Origin of the sequence: Frigoribacterium sp. PhB118, assembly GCF_003751725.1 — a bacterium.
Lineage (GTDB): Bacteria > Actinomycetota > Actinomycetes > Actinomycetales > Microbacteriaceae > Frigoribacterium.
This window is the reverse complement of the sequence record NZ_RKID01000001.1, coordinates 1,314,259-1,332,903: the sequence shown is the minus strand read 5'-3', so window position 1 is coordinate 1,332,903 and position 18,645 is coordinate 1,314,259. Positions and strand designations below refer to the sequence as shown.

Sequence of the window (18,645 nt, the reverse complement as noted above, 5' to 3'; positions counted from 1 at the left end):
CCGCCGCGGCGCCCCCTGATCGTGACCGGGCTCCATCTCGGCCCCGATCAGGCGGCAGAGCCGAGGAGGCGCCCGGTCCAGTCCCGCAGGGCCGCGACGGCTCGGCGCGACAGGGTCGCCTGCGGCAGCATGCTCGCGGAGCCGTGGAAGGCCCCCGGCCACACGTGGAGCTCGGCCTGCACCCCGGCCGCCCAGAGCGCCCCCGCGTAGGCGACGGCTTCGTCGCGGAACACCTCCGTGCTGCCGCAGTCGACGTAGGCCGGTGGCAGGTCCGTGAGGTCGGTCGCGCGGCCGGGAGCGGCGTAGATCGACACGCCGTCGTCGTCACCACGACGGTCGCCGAGGTAGGCGTCCCAGCCGAACCGGGTCATCTCCCGGTCGGCGACGCCCACCCCGTCGAACTGCCGGGCGGAGACGGTCGCGTCGCGGTCGTCGAGCATGGGGCTGACGAGCACCTGCCCGAGAAGGGCCGGGCCTCGTCGATCACGGGCCAGGAGGGCGGTGCCCGCGGCGAGCCCGCCCCCGGCGCTCTGGCCGACGACGACCATGCGGTCGGGGTCGACGCCGAGCTCGTCGGCGTGCTCGGCGACCCAGACGAGACCGGCGTAGCAGTCCTCGACCGGGTAGGGGTCGGGGTGCTCGGGCGCGAGGCGGTAGTCGGGGCTGACGAGGACGACGTCGTGCACGAGCAGCCAGTCGTCGTACGAGTCGAGGTTGCCGAGGTGGTGGCCGAACATCATGCCGCCCCCGTGGATCGCGTAGGCGCAGGCCGCCGGCCCGGTGCGGCCGATCCGCTGGACGACTGCGAGGTCGATCGGGTCGCCGAGGTGCCCGGGGACGGTGATGCTGCGCCTCTCGAGACCGCGGGCGTGCAGTCCTTCGTCGAGCTGCGCCTCCGTCGTCTCGAGCTGTCGCATCCGGGGCAGCATCCCGGTCTCGAGGCGGAAGCGGCCGCGGGCGTCCATCGCCTCCAGGAAGGGCGCGAACTCGGGGTCGAACGGCGGACGGGGCAGGGCGGTGGTGTCAGGCACGGGAGGTCTCCTCGGTGGTGGTGGTGGTGGTGGAACGGGTCGGGGTCGAGAGCGGTCCGGGGGCGGGTTCGGTGCGGCCGGGGTCGGCGCGGCCGGGGTCGGTGCGGCCGCGGTCGGCCCTGCCGTCGGCGGTCCGGGCACGGGTCGTCCCGACCACGACGAGCGCGGCGGCGACGACGGCGAGCCCGAGGCCCGCGACCGTCAGGGCGTCCTGGAACGTGGCCAGACGTGCGGCCGTCCAGGTGGTCGTGGTGATGCTGCCGCCGACGAGCACGGCGACGACCGTCCCGGCCACGGTGACGGCGGCACCGCTCGCGAGCTCGCTCGACGTGTCGACCAGGGCGGCACCGACCGAGGTGCGGTCGGCGGGCAGGCCGGTGAGCACCGAGGCGCCCGCGACGACCCCGACCACGCGCATCCCCGCCGCGACCAGCACGAGCGCGACGAGCACCCACACGTACCCGTGGCGACCCAGGGCGCCGAAGACCGCGAGGCCCGCGACGACCGACGCCGCGCTGATCCCCGCCGCCCGGGCCAGACCGACCCGCCGGACGAACGGCCCGACGAGGCGACCGCCGGCGAGCAGCACGACGACCTGCGGAAGCGTCCCCACGGCGGCCAGGGCCGGCGGCCAGCCCCAGGCGAACTGCAGCTGGAGCGTCACCAGGTACGAGAGCCCGGCGACGGCGAGGCCCGACGCCGCCTTGAACGCGAGGCCGCTCGACACCAACGGACGGGCGAGCAGCGAGAGGTCGACCACCGGGTGCCGGGCGGACCGCTCCCGGGCCACGAACCCGACGGCGCCGACGACGGTCACGGCGACGCCGAGCCACCCCCACCCGGAGGTGCCACCCGACTCCACGAGGACGGTCGGCGTCACGAGTGCGGTGGACACGGTCGCCGTGCCGAGCAGCGCTCCGGCGACGTCGACCGGGTCGCGTCGGAGCCCCGCGGGGTCGTCCCGGGCGACACCGAGCCCGATGCCGACCAGGGCCAGGACGGCGATCGGCGCGTCGGCGAGCAGCAGCACCTGCCACGGGGCGACGGCCAGCACGAACCCGCCGACCGTCGGTCCGACGGCGAGGCCGACGAGCCCCGCGGTCGAGATGACGGTCAGCGCGCGGACGCGCAGGCCCTCGTCGTCGAAGAGGCGGAACGCCAGCGCCATCGACCCCGGTGTGGTCATCGCGGCCGCGACCCCCATGAGCACGCGGACGGCGACGAGTTCCCCGGTCGTCGTGACCGCCGCGGTGGCGAGGCTCGCCGCGGCCAGCAGGACGAGTCCCGTCATCATCACGCGGCGGCGGCCGACGCGGTCGGCGACGGCGCCGAACAGCAGCATGAGCCCGCCGAAGGCGACCGAGTAGGCGGCGGACACCCACTGCAGGCCCGTCGTCGAGGCGGCCAGCTCGCGGCCGATCGTCGGCAGCGCGACGTTCAGCACCGAGTTGTCGAGCATCTCGAACAGGAACACCGCGGACAACCCGGCGAGGGCGATCCAGGCGTCCGAGAGGCGAGGAGGCGCGTCGCCGGTGCGGAGGCCGGCGCGGCGGAGGAGGTGGGGGCTGGGCGACACGAGGGCGCACTCCTTCGAGGGAAGAAGTGGCGGATCGTCCGATGCCGCGTGCGGGTGCGTCGCGGATCGCGACGCCTTTTACCTCAGTGAGGGAGACGATACACGGACCACCGGCGATGACGGAACCCGCGCCTCCGACCGCTCAGCGCGCCAGGGTGTCCTTCGGGTGCTCGCCGAAGCGGGCCAGGTACGCGGCCGAGAACCGGCCCATATTCCCGAAGCCCCAGCGGCCGGCGACCTCCGAGACGAGGGTCGTCCCCGGGTCGCCCGCGACGAGGTCCTGGCGCACCCGGTCGAGGCGGACGTGTCTCAGGTACTTCGACGGACTGGAGCCCAGGTGCTCGTTCATCAGTTGCTGCAGGGTCCGGGTGTGCATGCCGGCTGCCGTGGCGATGTCCGCCGACGAGATCGCCTGATCGGCGTAGGCGTGGACGTACTCGGCGGCGAGTCGCAGGCGTTTCGTCCGCTCGGTGCGCAGGGAGTCGGGGACGTCGACCGCTCGCCACGGGAACACGTCCAGCAGCGTCCTGACGATCGCCGTCTGGGCGCTGTGGCGGGCGAGGGGAGGGGTCCGCGGGTCGACGATCGTCGGGGTGGCGGCGCCGAGGGTGCGCTGCCAGGCGGCGAGGGCGACGTCGCTCGGCACGGCGGCGTAGTCGAAGACGATCCGTTGCGCCGGCCCGCCGTGGCGTTCGGTGGCGACCTCCTCGAAGAAGGCGCCGTCGATGTGGACGATGCCGTGCCGGTGGGGCGTCATGACGAACGAGAACGACGTCTCGGTCGGGGTCAGGAACGGCCGGGTGCCCACGCTGGTGAGTTGCCCGGTGGGGTGGTCGATGGTCACGGAGCCCTGCTGGAACCACGACACGACGTAGTCCCGCGACCACGGGATCGTGCCCTGCAGGTGACCGGTGAAGGTGCCGGTCTGCAGGGCCAGACGGGCGTCGCCGGCGGAGGCGAAGCGGAACGCGAACGGCTCCGAGTCGACGCGGGCGCGGAAGTCCCGGCCGGCGAGGACCGTCTGCAGACTGTCGCGCGCCTCCTCGACGTCGTCGCTCGACCAGGCGTCCCGACGGAACTCGTCGGGTGCGTGCTCGTCCGGTGCGCGCTCGTCGGGCGCCGGTCCGGTCGCGGGCATGTAGGTGCTGGGCACGGTGATCTCCTGGTCCTCCTCTCCGGGTCGCACGCTGGTCGGACGTGGCCTCAGCAATGGGGACGAGGGTCGAGCAGGTTTCGTCACGAATCGCCGGCGGGAGGTCTGACGGACACGATGCCGCATCCGCCGGCGGCTGTCCCTACCCCAGAAGACGTGCCCCGCCCCGAGGGGGATGCCCCGCCGCGGGTCGGGAGGGCGCCCGCGGGTCGGCAGGGCGCCTGCGGGTCGATGGGGTGCCGCGGCCGCGGCTCAGACGTCGCGGGCGAAGCAGACCGACTCGGCCGACCCGGCGTACGAGCCGAAGAGCGGGATGCTCTCGTAGCCCTCGCGTTCGTAGAAGCGGATGGCGTCCGGCTGGAGGATGCCCGTCTCGAGCACGATCCGGCGGGAGCCCAGGTCGCGAGCGGCGTCCTCGAGGGCTCGGAGGACGGCGGTCGCGACCCCCGATCCCCGCGCCTCGGGCGAGACGTACATGCGTTTGACCTCGACCGTGGCCGGGCCGACCACCGTGTCGGCGAGAGGGCGCAGGCCCCCGCAGGCGATCGGCCGGCCGTCGTCCGCCCGGGCGACGAGGAACACCGGGACGTCGGCCGCCGACGGCGGCGTGCCCGGCTCGTGGTCGTCGCTGCCGTACCGGGCGTCGAGTTCGACCCGCTGTGCGCGGCGGAGGCCGTCGGCGTCGGGGTGGTCGAAGGGGGTCCGGGTGATCGTCCAGCGCATGGGTCGTCCTTTCGTGACGACCGTTACGGTAACAGACGTTACGATTTCGAGATGAGCAGGACGCGAGATGTGACCGACACCCGGAGGCGTCTCTCGGACGCCGTGTTCACGACCCTCGCCGAGCGGGGGCCGACGGGGCTCACCCTCCGCGCGGTCGCCGAACGGGCGGGCTGCACCACGGGCCTCGTCCTGCACACCTTCCGGGACAAGCGGGCCCTGCTGCTCCACGCCCGGGACGTGCTCCACGAGCGCACCCGCGAGCGCTCGGACGCGCTCGAGGGCGGTGCCGGCGACGCGGTGGCCGCCGTACGCGCCGTCGTCCTGGGCACCCTGCCGACCGACGACGAGCGTCTCGCCGAGGCCCGCGTGTGGGTCGGCTTCCTGGCCGCGGCGCTCGACGATCCCGTCCTGGCCGAGCGGCACGCCCTCGCCAGCCGCGCCTTCGCCGACCGTCTGACGCGACTGCTCGAGGTCGGTCCCGGGGGTCGAGACGAGGCGGGCACCCGGGCGGCGGCCCTCGTCGCGGCGGTGGAGGGGGTCTCGAGCCTGGCGACCGGCGACCCCGGCCGCTGGACCGCGGCGCGCCAGGTGCAGGCTCTCGAGGTCGTCCTCGCCGCCGCCCTGCGGACGAGCGCCCCGCGGTAGTCGATCAGCCGCACCGGTGGTCGATCAGCCGCACCGGTGGTCGATCAGCCGCACCGGTGGTCGATCAGCCGCGCCGGTGGTCGATCAGCCGCGCCGGTAGCGGCTGCCGTCGCAGGTGTGGACGGCCGAATCGTCGAAGAGCAGCCGCAGGTCGTAGGCGGCGCAGTCGGCGAACGTGCCGATGCTGATGAACGAGGAGGAGCGGTGCAGTTCGCCCTTGGACGGACCGTCGGAGCCGATGCCGGCCCGGTGGACCATCCACTCGACGTCACGGGCGTCCTGGTCGAGGTAGCGCATGACGGCCTCGTTGTCCTCGTGCTGGCCGATGTACGCGCGGGCGATCGTGCTGCGGACGATCCGCAGCACCGGTGCGAGGGGCTTGCCCGGTGCCGCGCTCAGGCCCCCGGCCTGGTACAGGAGTCGCCGCGTGCCGCTGCGGCGCATGGCGGGGACGAGCGCTCGGACGAAGGTCGCGTTCACCTGCCGCTCGCGTTGGGCGGCCGCGTCCCCGACCATCATCACGACGGCGTCGACGGCGCCGAGCAGGGCGTCGAGGTCGAGGTCGTCGTCGAGGGAGCCCTGGACGACCTCGAGGTCGTCGTGCTCGATCGCGAGCTTGCCGGGCGTCCGCGCGAGGACGCGGAGTCGATGCCCGGCGTCGAGGGCCAGTCGCGTGAAGTGCTGCCCGGTCTGCCCTGTGGCACCGAGCACGAGGAGGGTGCGTGGAGTCGTCATGGCCTCAATCTAGGCGGTGTCTAGTATCTAGTCAATGACTAGTCGGGGATTAGGATCGAGGCATGACGCAGCGGCCCTTCCACCACGGGAACCTGCGCGCCGTGCTGCTGGACGAGGCGATCGAGGTCGTGCGCGAGTCCGGCGTCGACGGCCTCTCGCTCCGCGACCTCGCCCGTCGGGCCGGGGTCAGTCACGGTGCCCCCCGGAGCCACTTCGTCGATCGGCAGGCGCTGCTCGACGCGCTCGCCGGAGCCGGGTTCGAGCGGCTCACCACCGCGGTGCGGCGCGCGCTCGACGGCGGGGGAGGTCGGACGGAACGCCTCCATCGCGTCGCCCGGGCCTACTTCGACTTCGCCGTCGACGATGCCGCGCTGATGGAGCTCATGTTCCAGACCAAGGTGACGACGAAGCCCGAGGCCGTGCACGAGGCGGCGGGCACCCTCTTCGCCGTCCTCGACGGAGCCCTGGGGCCGACGGAGTCCGAGGCGTCCGGTGACGAGTCGCGCGACCACTTCAAGATGCTCTTCGCGGCGACGATGCAGGGGATCGCCTCGCTGGTCGCCTCCGGCCGCATCGAGCGCCCCCTCGGGGACCGCCTGGTGGGCACGGCCATGGACACGATGCTCGACTCCGACCTCGGACGGCGCGTGGTCACGACCCGCTGATCGGCGGGGGCGTCGGTGGCGGCGTCCTCCCCTCGGGCGGTGCCCGGCGGCAGGCACCGTCTACGCTCGGCGGCATGCTGTCGTTGACCCGCGTGCGGGAGTCGTTCTGGTTCCTGCCCGCCGTGTTCGGGCTCGTCGCCGTCGTCCTCGCCGAGGTGTTGGTGACGGTCGACAGGTCCCTGCCGACGACGGTGACCGAGGGGCTGCCGCTGCTGGGTGCCCTCAGCGCCTCCGGGGGACGGTCGTTGCTCTCGGGCATCGGGACGTCGATGCTGACCGTGGCCGGGACGTCGTTCTCGATCACGATCTCGGTGCTCGCCACGACGTCGTCGACCTACGGCCCGCGACTCGTCCGCAACTTCATGGCCGACCGTGCCAACCAGTTCGTGCTGGCGACCTTCACCTCGACCTTCCTCTACTGCATCGTCGTGATGCGCACCGTCCACACCGAGGTCGACGACACCAGCGCGTTCGTCCCGGTGATCGCCGTCCACGTCGCGGTCCTGCTCAGCGTGTTCGACGTGGGGGTGCTGGTCTTCTTCATCCACCACATCGCCGGTTCGGTGCAGATCACCTCGTTGCAGGCGCGCGTGCTCGACGACCTCCGGGCCGTGACCGACGTCGTCTACCCCACGAGCCCCGCCGACGACGTCAGCCAGGAGGCGCGGGCCCGGTCCTCGGCGGACGATCCGCTCCCGGCCGACGCGGCCGTCGTCCGTGCCGACGCCGACGGCTACGTGCAGACCGTCGCGTGGGAGGCGCTCCGACGCGTCGCCGTGCGTGACGGCCTCGTCGTCGACGTCGTCGCGATGCCCGGCCGGTACGTGATCGTGGGGGACCCGCTCGCGGTGACCAGCGCCTCCCCGGGGTCCGACACGGTCCGTGAACTGCGACGGGCGACCACCCTGGGGCCCGCCCGGACGCCTCACCAGGACGTCGGGTTCGCCCTGCAGCAACTCGTCGAGATCGCCGTGCGCGGTCTCGCCTCGGGGAGCAACGACCCGTACACCGCGGTGAGCGCGCTCGACATGTCGGCCGGAGTGCTCGTCCCGCTGTGGCGTCGGGGCGAGCCCGTCACGGCGCTGCTGGACGACCGGGGTGCACCCGCCGTCCTCGTCACGTGGCCGTCGGTGGAGGCGCTCGTCGACTCGCTGTTCCACACCGTCCGCACCTACGCCCCCGACCAACCGGCCGTGCTGGCGGCCGCGCTGCGCCTCGTCGAGCGGCTCGACGAGGTGGCCCCGTCGGCCCGCGCCGGTCGACTGGTCGATCACGGGACCGCCCTCCGGGACGCCCTCGCCGGCTGAGGCTCCCGCCGCCGACGACCGCCTGCGCCTGCGTGCCGCGGGCGTGGCTCGGCAGTGCGGACGTGCACGTCGCGTCGTGACCGTGCCGTGCGCTCGGGTCGTCACGCACTCGTGTCGGCAACTCCGGGCTGGTGCCGCAGCGCCGAATCCCGGGCCCCGAGTCCCGGGGCTCGCGCAGCTCGGTGCGACACCAGGCAGGAATTGCCCGCACCACGAGGCGACGCGCAGGGCGGGGTGCCGGGGTGCCGGGGTGGCGGCGGGGCGTGCCGGGGGTGCGGGCGCGCTCGGCTCCGGTCGGGACCGCGCGTCACCATGATCAGCGTCGGCAACTCCGGGCTGGTGCCGCAGCGCGAAACCCCGGGCCCGGAGGCTCGGGGCCGCCGCGGAACGTCGCAGCACGAGGCAGGAGTTGCCGACCACGCGGCGGGGTGGGCGGTCGGGCGGCACCCGCGGGGTCGGCGGTTGCGGCGGGGCGGCCGCGCCGGCGTGGAGCGCGGTGTCGGTGGTCTGACGTAGCGTCCTCGGTGGGAGGCGTGATGAGAGGCCACCGGCAGTCGTCCGTGCGAACCGGCGTGCGCCTCCTCGGCGACCCCCGTGTCGGGTGCGAGGGCGCACGGTGACCGCCGTCATCGGCCCCGTCGGGGGCGACGAACGTCCCGACCACCTCTTGCCGCAGCAGGCCACTGAAGCCGTCCACGCCGGTTTCCCCTCTCCGGCGCAGGGCTACTACAACGGGCCGGTCGACCTCAACCGGCACCTGATGCGCGACCCCACCGCGACGTTCCTGGTGCGGGTCAGCGGCGACAGCATGACCGGCGCCGGCATCTTCGACGGTGACGAGCTCGTCGTCGACCGGGGGCTCGACGCCCACGACGGCCACGTGGTCGTCGCGGTCGTCAACGCCGAGCTCACCGTCAAGCGCCTCTCGTACCGGCAGGGGCGGATGGTGCTCAGCCCCGAGAACCCGGCCTACCCCGAGATCGTGCTGTCCGAGCTCGACGAGGCGACGATCTGGGGCGTCGTGACGAGGTGCCTGCACCGTGTCTGAGTCCGCTACGACATCCCGGTCGACCGCGTCCGAGCGCAGCGTCGCCATCGTCGACGCCAACAACTTCTACGTGTCGTGCGAGCGCGTCTTCAACCCGGCCCTCGAGGGGCGGCCGGTGGTCGTGCTGTCGAACAACGACGGCTGCGTCATCGCCCGTTCGCAAGAGGCGAAGGCGCTGAACGTCGACATGGCGGCACCGTGGCACAGCATCGCCCCGATCGCGGCGATGCAGGGCGTGGTCGCGGTGTCGAGCAACTACGAGCTCTACGGCGACATGTCGGCGCGGTCGGCCGAGATCCTGAGTCGGTACACCAGCGACCAAGAGGTGTACTCGATCGACGAGTCGTTCATCGAGCTGACCGGTTCGCTCGACGACACGATCGCCCAGGCCCGCGAGATCCGCCGCGCCCTGCGCAAGCTCATCGGGCTGCCCGTCAGCATCGGCATCGCGCCGACCAAGACCCTGGCCAAACTCGCCAACCGGGGGTCCAAACAGAACGCCGCCCTCGCCGGCGTCTGCCACCTGGGCAGCTACGCCCCCGAGCAGCAGACGGCGATCCTTGCGAGCGTCGACGTCGGCGACGTCTGGGGCATCGGTCGCCGCACGGCGAAGAAGCTCGCGCCGCTCGGCATCCACACCGCGGCCGACCTCCGCGACGCCGACGCGGCCCGCATCCGCACGCGCTTCGGCGTCGTGCAGGCCCGGGTGGTCCACGAGCTACGAGGCGTCGACTGCCTGCCGATCGAGCAGGTGCAGCCCGACCGTGAGCAGATCTACCACTCGCGGTCGTTCGCGGTTCCCATCACGACCGTCACCGAGCTCGAAGAGGTCCTGTCGGTCTACACGCAGCGAGCCGCGGCCCGGTTGCGCGGGCAGGGGTCGTTGACGCGCATGATGCGCTGCTTCACCGCGACCTCGCCGTTCTCCGACAGCGCCGCCCACACGAACCACTCGGTGTCGGTGGCGTTCCCCGAGCCCACCGACGACGCCGCCCTGCTGTACCGCTCGGCCATCGCCGCCCTCGGGCCGCAGCTCGAACCCGGCAAGCGCTACGTCCGGGCGGGCGTCACCCTGATGGAGCTCACCCCGCGCGACGAACACGCGAGCCTCGACGTCTTCGGCGAGGCCGACGCGGCACCGCCCGCCTACGGCGCCGTCATCGACCGCATCGCCGGCAAGTTCGGCGAGGACACCCTGGGGCTCGGCATCGCGGGTCTCCGCCACCGGCGCGGGTGGTCGATGAAGCGCGACATGGTGTCGCCCCGCGCCACCACCCACTGGGACGAGTTGGCGACCGTCAGGGCTCGGTGACCCGTGGGCGCACCTCGTCGGTCGTCAGTCGGCGAACGCCCGGCGTCGAGACGGCCGCGAGGGTCGCCGACACGATGATCGCGGCGCAGACGAGCAGCGTCGGTCGCGTGCCGACGTGCTGCGCGGCCGGCCCCGCGAACACCTCGCCGAGCGGCACGGCCACGAACGAGCCGACCATGTCGTACGAGTAGACCCGGGCCAGGGAGGCGCGGGGCACGTGGCTCTGCAACGACTGGTCCCACGAGATGGCGAAGATCTCGAGGGCGACGCCACCCAACAGGAAGGCCACCACCAGCGCGGGCACCACCGGAGCCAGTCCGAGCGTCGCCACCGGCACCGCCGTGACGGCCATCAGCCCCACGCCCACGGCGAGGCCGTGCCGGGGCCGCCAGCGCAGGGCGACGACGGCTCCGAGGCCGAGGCCGACCGTCTGGGCCGCGACGACCAGCCCCCAGGCCGCCCGCCCGAACGACCCGTCCGCCACGACGGGGCCCAGCACCGTCGTCGCCCCCACGAACGCGGCGTTCAGCACCGCGAACTGCGCCACCACGATCCAGACCCACGAGCGCCGGGTGAACTCCTGCCACCCCTCGCGCAGGTCGGCGATCACCGACGAGCCCGAGCCCGAGCCCGGGCCCGAGCCAGCGCCCGCCCCCGAGCCCGCGCCGACCCCGCCGCTCGACGGGGTGCCGGGCCGGACGGGCAGCCGAAGCCGGGAGTACAGCACGCCCGCGAGGGCGAAGCCCGCCGCGTCGACGGCGAGGCCCCAGCCCGGACCGACCACCGCCACGATCCCCGCCCCCGCCGACGCCCCGACGACGCTGCCGCCGTTGAGGCCGAGGCGCAGCAGCGCGTTGGCGGGCCGCAGCAGGGCGTCGGGCACCGTCTCGGGCACGAGGGCCGCCGCCGCGGGCAGGCTCACGGCCGCGACCGCCCCGTTCAGCACGCTCAGCACGACGAGCAGCGGGATCGTCGCCGACCCCGTGACGACGAGCGAGGCGACGACGGCCTGGGTCCCGGCGGCGGCGAGCGACGTCCCGACGAGCACGACGTCTCGCCGCAGCCGGTCGGCGATCACGCCGCCGAAGAGCAGCACCGCGACGTTGGCGATCGACCGGGCCGCGACGACCAGGCCGAGGTCGGCCGCCGACCCGGTCAGGTCGAGCACGGCGAACGCGAGGGCGATCGGGGCGACGGCGTTGCCGAGCACGCCCGTCGTCCGAGCCGCGAGCAGCCAGCGGAACGGGCCGTGCGCGAGGGGACCCCGGCGGTCGTGAGGGGCCCGGGGGACCGAGGAGGCGCCTCCTGCGTCCCCGGTCACGGTCGCCTCATCGGGAACAGGGCGGCCGTCATCGACACCGGGTTCGTGCCGGGCGTCCGGGGGCGCTGCGCGGCGGCGTGCAGGAGGGCGGAGGCGTGACCCACGTGGCGCACGACCCGCTGCCAGGTCTCGGGGTCGACCCAGAGCTCGGCGTCGGTCGAGATCTGGGGGCCATCGGCCCGCCGCGGGGAGCGGCGACGCAGCTCGTCGGCCAGGGCGTCGACGTAGCGGGCGCGTTCGGCGTCGGTGTCGTCGTGGGTCCCCTCGACGGAGGGGGGGACGACGGGGAACGGCTGCGCCGACGACAGGTGCCGGTAGCGCTTGGCCTCGCCGCCGCGGATCGTGACCACCTCGACGACCTCGACGAGACCCACGCGCTCGAGTACGCGCAGGTGGTAGCTCGCCGTCGCCTGCGACAGCCCGAGCTCGCGACCGGCCTCGGCGGCGCTCATCGCGACGCCGGTCAGGAGCGACAGGAGGCGCAGGCGGATCGGGTGGGCCGTGGCGCGGAGTTCGTCGAGTGCGGACATGTCGCCATCGTGCAGGCCGACGCGTCCGACCGTCAAACGGGTCTTTGGGGGTCGGCTGCGCCACCTCGTGCCGGATGGTCGACGACCTCCATCCGGGTGAGCGACGCCGAGGGGGTGCGCGCTACTTCGAGGTCGCGAGCCCCACGAGAGCGGCCGAGATGAGGCCGGCACCGACGACCGAGATGGCGATGATGAGGACGTGGAAGAACAGGACCATGGGGGCGTCGGTCTCTCTGTGAGCAGGTGGGGCGGGGTCTGGGCGGAACAGGGCTCCATCGTACCGACGGCCCCTGGGCGCGGCACGTCCGGCGGGGTGTCGGTGTCGGCGTCGCGGCCTACGCTCGGACGATGACGACCCACCGCCTCGACCCCCGCACCGACACCGCCCACGAGGTCTTCTCGCGCGACCACGCCCCCGTGCTGACGATCGACCCCGGTGACACGGTCGTCGTGCGCTCGCTCGACGCCTCGGGCCACCTCGAGCCGCAGACCGTGCCCGGCGAGGTCACCCCGTACCTGTTCCCGACGCGGCGGGGTCACGCCCTGACCGGTCCGATCGCCGTTCGCGGGGCCCGGCCGGGCGACATGCTCCAGCTCGACCTGCTCGCGCTCACCCCCGACGACTGGGGCTTCACGGTCGCCGCGGCCGCCGACACCCCGATCACCCGCCACCTCGGCCTGGTCGACGCCGAGGCCGCCTGGCTGCTCTGGAGCATCGACCGCGACGCCGGCACGGCGACCGAGAGCCGGGGCCTGCGTCGACCGATCGCGCCCTTCCTCGGCGTCATGGGACTCGCCCCCGCCGAGGCCGGAGAGCACTCGACCATCCCGCCCCGCACCTCCGTGGGCGGCAACATCGACTGCCGCGACCTCGTCGCGGGCACGACCCTCTGGCTGCCGGTGGCGGTCGACGACGCCCTGCTCTACCTCGGCGACGGGCACGCGGCCCAGGGCGACGGCGAGGTCGGTGGCACCGCGATCGAGACCGGCATGACGACGGAGGCGCGGATCGGCCTCGCCACGGACCGCCCGCTCTCGACGATCCACGCCGAGACCCCCGAGGCGCGCATCACCTTCGGCTTCGACGCCGACCTCAACGTCGCCAGCGGCGACGCGCTCGCCGCGATGGTCGAGTGGATGCGTCAGCTCTACTCGCTCGACGCCGCCACGGCGCTGGCCTTCGCCAGCACGGTCGTCGACCTGCGCGTCACCCAGGTCGCCAACCGCACCTGGGGCGTGCACGCCGTGCTGCCCCGCGACGTGCTCGTCCCCGCCTGAGCCGCGCCGCGCCTCCTGACCGTCGACCGGGGGAGGCGTTCGGCGCGCGACGCCCCGCGCGACGGTTCGCCGACACCACGGATTCGGCGCGCCGAATACCTCTGATCAGGGATTTTCCGGCCGAGGAGGCGCGGCGGGCATGGCAGGATCGTCAGGTTCCGAGACAGCGGTGTCTCCACCCGACCGTCTCGAAAGGCGCTGCCCCCATGTCGTTCTGGGCCCTCTTCCTCATCGCGCTGGGCGTCTCCGCCGACGCCTTCGCCGTCGCCCTCGGCAAGGGCCTGCACATGACGCGGTTCAACGCTCGTCATGCCGTCGTCATCGCCGTGACGTTCGGCGCGTTCCAGGCGTTGATGCCGCTGCTGGGCTGGCTGCTCGGCTCGACGTTCGCGCAGTACATCGCGCCGTTCGACCACTGGGTCGCCTTCGGCCTGCTCGCCCTGATCGGCGGCAAGATGCTCTACGAGGCGTTCTCGTCGGGCGAGGACGACGAGAAGGACACCGACCGGCTGAACCTCCGCGAACTCGCCGTGCTCGCGATCGCCACGAGCATCGACGCCCTCGCGGTCGGGGTGACCCTGGCGTTCCTGCCGGTCTCGATCGGCTGGGCGATCCTGCTGATCGGTGTGACCACCACCGTCCTGACCTTCGTCGGAGTGCTGGTCGGGCGTCGGGTGGGTGCGAGGTTCGGCAAGCCGGCCGAGATCGCCGGTGGCGTGATCCTCATCCTCATCGGCGTGAACATCGTGCTCGAGCACACGGGCGTCCTCGGCTGAGTCCTGCGCCGGCCCAGCCGTGTCGGCGCCTCGGAGGCGCGGGTCGCGTCAGTCGCGCGGCATGCGCAGCTGCGCCAGCGCGGGTGCGTGCAGCGGCTGGGTCTCCCACAGGGCCGTGAAGGTCCCGTCCGACTCGTCGAGCGTGAGGTGCAAGCGGTGCGGCGTCTCGAGGAAGACGAGGTCGACGTGCAGCAGGTCGGCCGACCGGGTGGCACTCGCGGCGACCGGCGCGGCGGAGCCGGCGCCTGAGCCGGCCCCGCCGACCGAGTCGTCGGTGACGACCCAGTCCTCGGCCTCGACCCGGACCACGAGGCGGGAGTCGCCCTCGACGAGGGTGAGCGTCGTCGCGGCGTCGGTCGCGGCGTGCAGGTCGACCAGGGTGAGGTCGGGCTGGTCGTTGCCGTCGGCCGCGGTGAACGACACGAGCCGGTCGGTGCCGGGGGAGTCCTGCTCACCGTCCCGCGCCTCCTCGTCCGCCGGCCGGACGGGTGCGGCGTCGTGCTCGGTGGGACCGGCCACCCCGGGCAGTGCCAGGTCGGCGAGGCGGGACGCCAGGGCGGCGTCGGCCGGGGCGTCGCCGACGCGCGCCGCGTCCGTCCCGAAGGCGGGCAGCAGGTGCGCCCACGCCGCGTCGAGCACGGCCTGCATGTCGAGCGACTGGCCGGTCAGGGCGAGCACGACGTCGTGTTCGGGCAACACGACGGCGAACTGTCCGTAGGCGCCGTCGCCGCGGTAGCCGTGGCGGGCCATCCAGAACTGGAACCCGTAGCCCTGCGCCCAGTCGGGGTTCGACTCGCCCGCGTTCGAGACGTGCGAGCGCGTGGCCTCGGCGACCCACTCGCGCGGCAGCAGCTGCACGCCGTCCCACTCGCCCTGCTGCAGGTACAGCTGGCCGAGGGCGGCGATCGCGTGGGTGGTGGCGTGCAGTCCGCTGAAGCCGAGCTCGCGGCCGGACGCGTCGCTCTGCCACCCGACCTCGCCGATGCCGAGCGGGTCGAGCAGGCGTGGTCGCAGGTACTCGCTCAGCGGCTGGCCCGTGACGCGCTGCACGATCGCGCCGGCGGCGAAGGTGCAGGGCTGGTTGTAGGCGAAGACGGTGCCGGGCTCGTCGTCGGGCGGCGTGAGCAGGAAGCCCCGGACGACGTCGACCGGGTCGACGGCGAGCGCACGGTCGAGGGTCTCGGCGCGGTGCCCGCTGGCCATCGCGAGCACGTGGCGCACGAGCATCGAGCGGCTGCGCGGGTCGGTGACCTCGTCGTCGAGTTCGGGGAAGTGGCCGAGCACGGTGTCGTCGAGCCCCATCAGGCCCTCGGCCACGGCGAACCCGACGGCCGACGACGTGAAGCTCTTGCTCAGCGAGTAGAGCAGGTGGGCGCGGTCGGCCGAGTACGGAGCCCACCAGCCCTCGGCGACGACCTGTCCGTGGCGCAGCAGCATGATGCTGTGCGGCTCGACGCCGGCCGTGGTCTCGAGGGCGTCGACGAACGCGGCGATGCCCGCCGCGTCGACGTTCTGGGCGGAGGGCGTGCTGCGCGGCAGCGTCGTCGGAGTCACCCCCCGACCCTATGCCCGGCCCCGGAGGCGCGGGTCAGGTCGGGTCGAGAGGGTCAGGAGGCGCGGGTCGTGTCGACGACGGGCGGCTCGGCCACCGCGTCGCCGAGGGGCGTCTCGGCCACGGCGTCGGCCACGACCACGGCCTCGCGGGTGCGTTCGGCCCGGACGAAGCCGATGCCGACCACGATCAGCAGGCCGCCGCCGAGTTGCAGCGGGGTCAAGGCCTCGCCGAGCAGCAGCCAGGCGTAGAGCGCGGCGGCCGCCACCTCGAGCAGGCCGACGAACGACGCCAGGCGGGAGCCGAGCATGCTGCTCGCCGTGATGCTCGTGGCGTACGCGACCGCGGTGGCGACGACGCCGACCACGAGCATCGGCACCCACCACGGCACGATCGCGTCGAACAGGGGCACGTCGGCCGCGGAGGTCGTGAACGGCACGAGGCCGGTCAGTCCCAGCAGTCCCAGCAGCCCGGCGCCGACGAGCAGGCCCGAGGCCGCCAGGGCGACCGGGGGCAGGTCGCCGCTCGGCCGGGCGGCGAGCACGAAGTAGGCGGCGCAGCAGACCATCGCCGCCCCCGCCAGGGCGAGCCCGACGGGGTCGAGGGCCACGCCTCCGCTCGGGGCGACGACCAGCAGGAGGCCCGCGAAGGCGATCACGGAGCCCACGAGCACGACGGCCTGCGGGACGCGTCGCGAGGTCGCCCAGGCCACGCCGACGAGCAGCAGCGGAGCGAGGTACTCGACCAGGATCGCCGTGCCGACCGGGATGCGCACCACCGCGGCGAAGTAGAAGACCTGGGTGCCGGCGACGCCGACCACCGCCATGCCGAGCACGCGCCACCGGGCACGCCAGATCGGACCCAGGCGGCCACGGAGGGCGACGAGGGCGACGGGGGCGAGGACGACCCCGCCGATCAGGGCGCGGACCGTGACGGCGGCCACGGGACTCCAGCCCGACTCGAGCAACGGCTTGACGAACGGGCCCGAGAAGCCGAACGAGGCGGCGGCCAGCAGGGCGACGAGCAGGCCGGCGGTGGTCGAGGCGGGGCGCCCCGCGGCGAGGGGCGTCGTCGCGATCGTGGTCGTGGTCGCACCGGTGCTCACGAGGACTCCTTGGTGTCAGGGCCGTCGTGCACAATGGGTGCTGACGCGCCGTCTCTGTGGCGAGCGTAGGACCGCCTTTGACAAGGAGTCAACTTGCATTTCGCCCCTGACACCGAAGATGTCCTCGAGTTCAACGTCGCCCTGGTCAACACCGGTGCCGGCGCGAGTCGGTCCGGTGGCGACGAGCTCTCGACCCGTGCCGAGCTGACGGCCCTGCTCGACTCGTTCGCCTTCTCGGGCCGCTTCGACCGGGACGACGCCGAACTGGCCTCGGTGCAGGGCGTCCGGGCCGAACTGCGACGCATCTGGACGCTCGAGCGCGATCTGCTCGCCGCCGAGGTCAACCGCATGCTGGCCGACAGCGTCTCGTCGCCCCGGCTCGTACGACACGACGCCCTCGACTGGCACCTGCACGCGACGAGCGACGACGCGCCCCTCGCCGACCGCATCCGCGTCGAGTCGGCCCTGGCGCTGGTCGACGTCATCCGCACCGACGAGACCGGCCGGCTGCGGGCCTGTGCCGCCGAGGACTGCGACGGGGTCTTCGTCGACCTGTCGCGCAACGGGTCCAAGCGGTTCTGCAGCGTCCGCTGCGGCAACCGCGTCAACATGATCGCCTTCCGGGAACGCCGGGCCGACGTCGACCGAGGCGGGTTCGACGTCGACTGAGGCGGGTTCGTCGCCGCCCGTCCCGCGTCACGCGGGGGGCCATTGGTTGTGCACGACCAAATCGTGCACGACGTGCTACAGTCGCCGACATGACGACAGCAGCCGACACGACGACCCCGGGCCCGGCGCCCGTGCTCGACGAGCAGATCTGCTTCGCGCTCTACAACGCCTCGCGTGCCGTCACGGCGCGCTACCGCGACCTGCTCGCGCCGCTCGGTCTCACCTACCCGCAGTACCTCGTGCTGCTGGTCCTCTGGCAGGGCGGCCCGACGACGGTCTCCGAGCTCGGCCACCAGCTGCAGCTCGAGTCGGGCACGTTGTCGCCCCTGCTCAAGCGGCTCGAGGCCCACGGCCTGGTCACGCGCACGCGCTCGACCTTCGACGAGCGCACCGTCGACGTCGCCCTGACCGACGCCGGGGTCGCGCTCCGTGAGCAGGCCGCCGGCTTCGCCGACCAGATCTGCGGCGCCACCGGTCTCGAGCTGACCGACCTGCAGACGCTCCGAGCCGACATCGCCGCGCTCGCCGCCGCCGTCCGGGCGAACACGGCCGCCCTCACCGACCAGCACCTCTGACCCGCCTCACCGACCGACCAGAACACCCCCGAACACCCCACCCGGGCCGACCCCGACGTCGGCCCCCTCCACGAAAGAAGGCACCACATGCCCACTCGCACCTCACGCACCGCCTGGAACGGCAGCCTCGAGACCGGCGAAGGCCAGGTCGAGCTCTCGAGCTCGAAGCTCGGCACCTACGACGTCTCGTTCCCCAAGCGTGCCGCCGACGACGCCAACGGCTCCACCAGCCCCGAAGAGCTGCTCGCCGCGGCCCACTCGGCCTGCTACGCCATGCAGTTCTCGGCCGTCCTCGGCCAGGCCGGCGGCACCGTCGAGGCGCTCGACGTCAAGGCCGACGTCTCGCTCGGCCCGGACTCGGCCGGCGGCTTCAAGCTCACCGGCATCGCCCTCACCGTCCGCGGCGAGGTCTCCGGCATCGACGAGGCCGGCTTCCTCGAGGCCGCCCAGAACGCCAAAGAGACGTGCCCGGTCTCCAAGGCCCTCACCGGCGTCGAGATCACGCTCGACGCCGCGCTCGAGGCCTAGGCCCCGACCGCAGCACCGCACCGCCTCGTGGACGCAGGAGGCGCGGGTCACCCGACCCGCGCCTCCTGCGTTCGCTGCGTCACCGGCTCGACGGCGTCACCGGCCCGACGGCGTCA

19 protein-coding genes are annotated in these 18,645 nt (G+C 73.5%); 10 read left to right on the top strand and 9 right to left on the bottom strand.

The features are described 5' to 3' along the window. Positions 1 to 47 precede the first annotated feature (47 nt). The 4 genes from EDF21_RS06090 to EDF21_RS06075 all read right to left on the bottom strand — a co-directional run bounded on the left by EDF21_RS06090 (position 48) and on the right by EDF21_RS06075 (position 4,483). Entirely contained in the window at positions 48 to 1,031 is a 984-nt protein-coding gene (locus EDF21_RS06090) for an alpha/beta hydrolase (protein WP_199736218.1), read from the bottom strand. After that, positions 1,024 to 2,490: an MFS transporter gene (locus EDF21_RS06085; protein WP_123570850.1), complete on the bottom strand. Its 1,467-nt coding sequence runs from the start codon at positions 2,488 to 2,490 to the stop codon at positions 1,024 to 1,026. The genes EDF21_RS06090 and EDF21_RS06085 overlap by 8 nt, the downstream gene beginning before the upstream one ends. Before the next feature lie 259 nt (positions 2,491 to 2,749). Further along, the gene (locus EDF21_RS06080) at positions 2,750 to 3,760 is read right to left on the bottom strand and encodes a helix-turn-helix domain-containing protein (protein ID WP_148053642.1); all 1,011 of its coding nucleotides are present in this window, start codon (positions 3,758 to 3,760) and stop codon (positions 2,750 to 2,752) included. Between the two features lie 252 nt (positions 3,761 to 4,012). Continuing rightward, positions 4,013 to 4,483 (bottom strand): GNAT family N-acetyltransferase, encoded by a 471-nt coding sequence (locus EDF21_RS06075; RefSeq protein WP_056046772.1) that lies wholly within the window; start codon positions 4,481 to 4,483, stop codon positions 4,013 to 4,015. 51 nt (positions 4,484 to 4,534) lie between these two features. On the opposite strand from EDF21_RS06075, the gene EDF21_RS06070 reads away from it, so the two are divergent. After that, entirely contained in the window at positions 4,535 to 5,128 is a 594-nt protein-coding gene (locus tag EDF21_RS06070) for a TetR/AcrR family transcriptional regulator (protein WP_123570607.1), read from the top strand. A gap of 84 nt (positions 5,129 to 5,212) precedes the next feature. Here EDF21_RS06070 and EDF21_RS06065 read toward each other — a convergent pair whose 3' ends face one another. Beyond that, positions 5,213 to 5,863, bottom strand: coding sequence for an NAD(P)-dependent oxidoreductase (locus EDF21_RS06065; RefSeq protein ID WP_123570606.1), 651 nt, complete (start codon positions 5,861 to 5,863; stop codon positions 5,213 to 5,215). A gap of 62 nt (positions 5,864 to 5,925) precedes the next feature. On the opposite strand from EDF21_RS06065, the gene EDF21_RS06060 reads away from it, so the two are divergent. From EDF21_RS06060 to EDF21_RS06045, 4 genes are all read left to right on the top strand, one after another. Next, positions 5,926 to 6,528: a TetR/AcrR family transcriptional regulator gene (locus tag EDF21_RS06060; RefSeq protein WP_123570605.1), complete on the top strand. Its 603-nt coding sequence runs from the start codon at positions 5,926 to 5,928 to the stop codon at positions 6,526 to 6,528. A gap of 74 nt (positions 6,529 to 6,602) precedes the next feature. Continuing rightward, positions 6,603 to 7,835 (top strand): DUF2254 domain-containing protein, encoded by a 1,233-nt coding sequence (locus EDF21_RS06055; RefSeq protein WP_123570604.1) that lies wholly within the window; start codon positions 6,603 to 6,605, stop codon positions 7,833 to 7,835. A 616-nt stretch (positions 7,836 to 8,451) separates the two neighbouring features. After that, positions 8,452 to 8,883, top strand: a complete 432-nt coding sequence (locus EDF21_RS06050; RefSeq protein ID WP_148053641.1) for a LexA family transcriptional regulator — start codon at positions 8,452 to 8,454, stop codon at positions 8,881 to 8,883. Continuing rightward, positions 8,876 to 10,195, top strand: a complete 1,320-nt coding sequence (locus EDF21_RS06045) for a Y-family DNA polymerase (RefSeq protein ID WP_056046762.1) — start codon at positions 8,876 to 8,878, stop codon at positions 10,193 to 10,195. Before EDF21_RS06050 ends, EDF21_RS06045 begins: the two co-directional genes overlap by 8 nt. Here the strand turns inward: EDF21_RS06045 and EDF21_RS06040 are convergent. Together EDF21_RS06040 and EDF21_RS06035 are read right to left on the bottom strand one after the other, a co-directional pair. Next, positions 10,182 to 11,516, bottom strand: coding sequence for an MFS transporter (locus EDF21_RS06040; RefSeq protein ID WP_123570603.1), 1,335 nt, complete (start codon positions 11,514 to 11,516; stop codon positions 10,182 to 10,184). The genes EDF21_RS06045 and EDF21_RS06040 overlap by 14 nt on opposite strands. Further along, complete coding sequence (locus tag EDF21_RS06035; RefSeq protein WP_123570849.1) at positions 11,513 to 12,046, bottom strand: transcriptional regulator; 534 nt, start codon at positions 12,044 to 12,046, stop codon at positions 11,513 to 11,515. Before EDF21_RS06035 ends, EDF21_RS06040 begins: the two co-directional genes overlap by 4 nt. Before the next feature lie 348 nt (positions 12,047 to 12,394). Between EDF21_RS06035 and EDF21_RS06030 the strand changes: the two genes are divergently transcribed. Next, entirely contained in the window at positions 12,395 to 13,324 is a 930-nt protein-coding gene (locus tag EDF21_RS06030) for an acetamidase/formamidase family protein (RefSeq protein ID WP_123570602.1), read from the top strand. A gap of 206 nt (positions 13,325 to 13,530) precedes the next feature. Then, entirely contained in the window at positions 13,531 to 14,100 is a 570-nt protein-coding gene (locus tag EDF21_RS06025; protein WP_056046758.1) for a manganese efflux pump MntP family protein, read from the top strand. 48 nt (positions 14,101 to 14,148) lie between these two features. Here the strand turns inward: EDF21_RS06025 and EDF21_RS06020 are convergent, their stop codons facing one another. Continuing rightward, positions 14,149 to 15,654: a serine hydrolase gene (locus EDF21_RS06020; protein ID WP_123570601.1), complete on the bottom strand. Its 1,506-nt coding sequence runs from the start codon at positions 15,652 to 15,654 to the stop codon at positions 14,149 to 14,151. A 53-nt stretch (positions 15,655 to 15,707) separates the two neighbouring features. Continuing rightward, complete coding sequence (locus tag EDF21_RS06015; protein ID WP_370274452.1) at positions 15,708 to 16,757, bottom strand: EamA family transporter; 1,050 nt, start codon at positions 16,755 to 16,757, stop codon at positions 15,708 to 15,710. A 93-nt stretch (positions 16,758 to 16,850) separates the two neighbouring features. Between EDF21_RS06015 and EDF21_RS06010 the strand changes: the two genes are divergently transcribed. From EDF21_RS06010 to EDF21_RS06000, 3 genes are all read left to right on the top strand, one after another. Continuing rightward, positions 16,851 to 17,426, top strand: coding sequence for a CGNR zinc finger domain-containing protein (locus EDF21_RS06010; RefSeq protein ID WP_082460336.1), 576 nt, complete (start codon positions 16,851 to 16,853; stop codon positions 17,424 to 17,426). 89 nt (positions 17,427 to 17,515) lie between these two features. Then, entirely contained in the window at positions 17,516 to 18,001 is a 486-nt protein-coding gene (locus EDF21_RS06005) for a MarR family winged helix-turn-helix transcriptional regulator (RefSeq protein ID WP_123570600.1), read from the top strand. 87 nt (positions 18,002 to 18,088) lie between these two features. Continuing rightward, complete coding sequence (locus EDF21_RS06000; RefSeq protein ID WP_056046752.1) at positions 18,089 to 18,529, top strand: OsmC family peroxiredoxin; 441 nt, start codon at positions 18,089 to 18,091, stop codon at positions 18,527 to 18,529. The last annotated feature ends 116 nt before the right edge of the window (positions 18,530 to 18,645 follow it).

Excerpts from the sequence above, each read along its gene's own strand:
- EDF21_RS06085 (WP_123570850.1), bottom strand. The coding sequence starts at position 2,490 with ATGCTCGACAACTCGGTGCTGAACGTCGCGCTGCCGACGATCGGCCGC.
- EDF21_RS06075 (WP_056046772.1), bottom strand. The coding sequence starts at position 4,483 with ATGCGCTGGACGATCACCCGGACCCCCTTCGACCACCCCGACGCCGAC.
- EDF21_RS06070 (WP_123570607.1), top strand. The coding sequence starts at position 4,535 with ATGAGCAGGACGCGAGATGTGACCGACACCCGGAGGCGTCTCTCGGAC.
- EDF21_RS06065 (WP_123570606.1), bottom strand. The coding sequence starts at position 5,863 with ATGACGACTCCACGCACCCTCCTCGTGCTCGGTGCCACAGGGCAGACC.
- EDF21_RS06060 (WP_123570605.1), top strand. The coding sequence starts at position 5,926 with ATGACGCAGCGGCCCTTCCACCACGGGAACCTGCGCGCCGTGCTGCTG.
- EDF21_RS06055 (WP_123570604.1), top strand. The coding sequence starts at position 6,603 with ATGCTGTCGTTGACCCGCGTGCGGGAGTCGTTCTGGTTCCTGCCCGCC.
- EDF21_RS06035 (WP_123570849.1), bottom strand. The coding sequence starts at position 12,046 with ATGTCCGCACTCGACGAACTCCGCGCCACGGCCCACCCGATCCGCCTG.
- EDF21_RS06030 (WP_123570602.1), top strand. The coding sequence starts at position 12,395 with ATGACGACCCACCGCCTCGACCCCCGCACCGACACCGCCCACGAGGTC.
- EDF21_RS06025 (WP_056046758.1), top strand. The coding sequence starts at position 13,531 with ATGTCGTTCTGGGCCCTCTTCCTCATCGCGCTGGGCGTCTCCGCCGAC.
- EDF21_RS06005 (WP_123570600.1), top strand. The coding sequence starts at position 17,516 with ATGACGACAGCAGCCGACACGACGACCCCGGGCCCGGCGCCCGTGCTC.
- EDF21_RS06000 (WP_056046752.1), top strand. The coding sequence starts at position 18,089 with ATGCCCACTCGCACCTCACGCACCGCCTGGAACGGCAGCCTCGAGACC.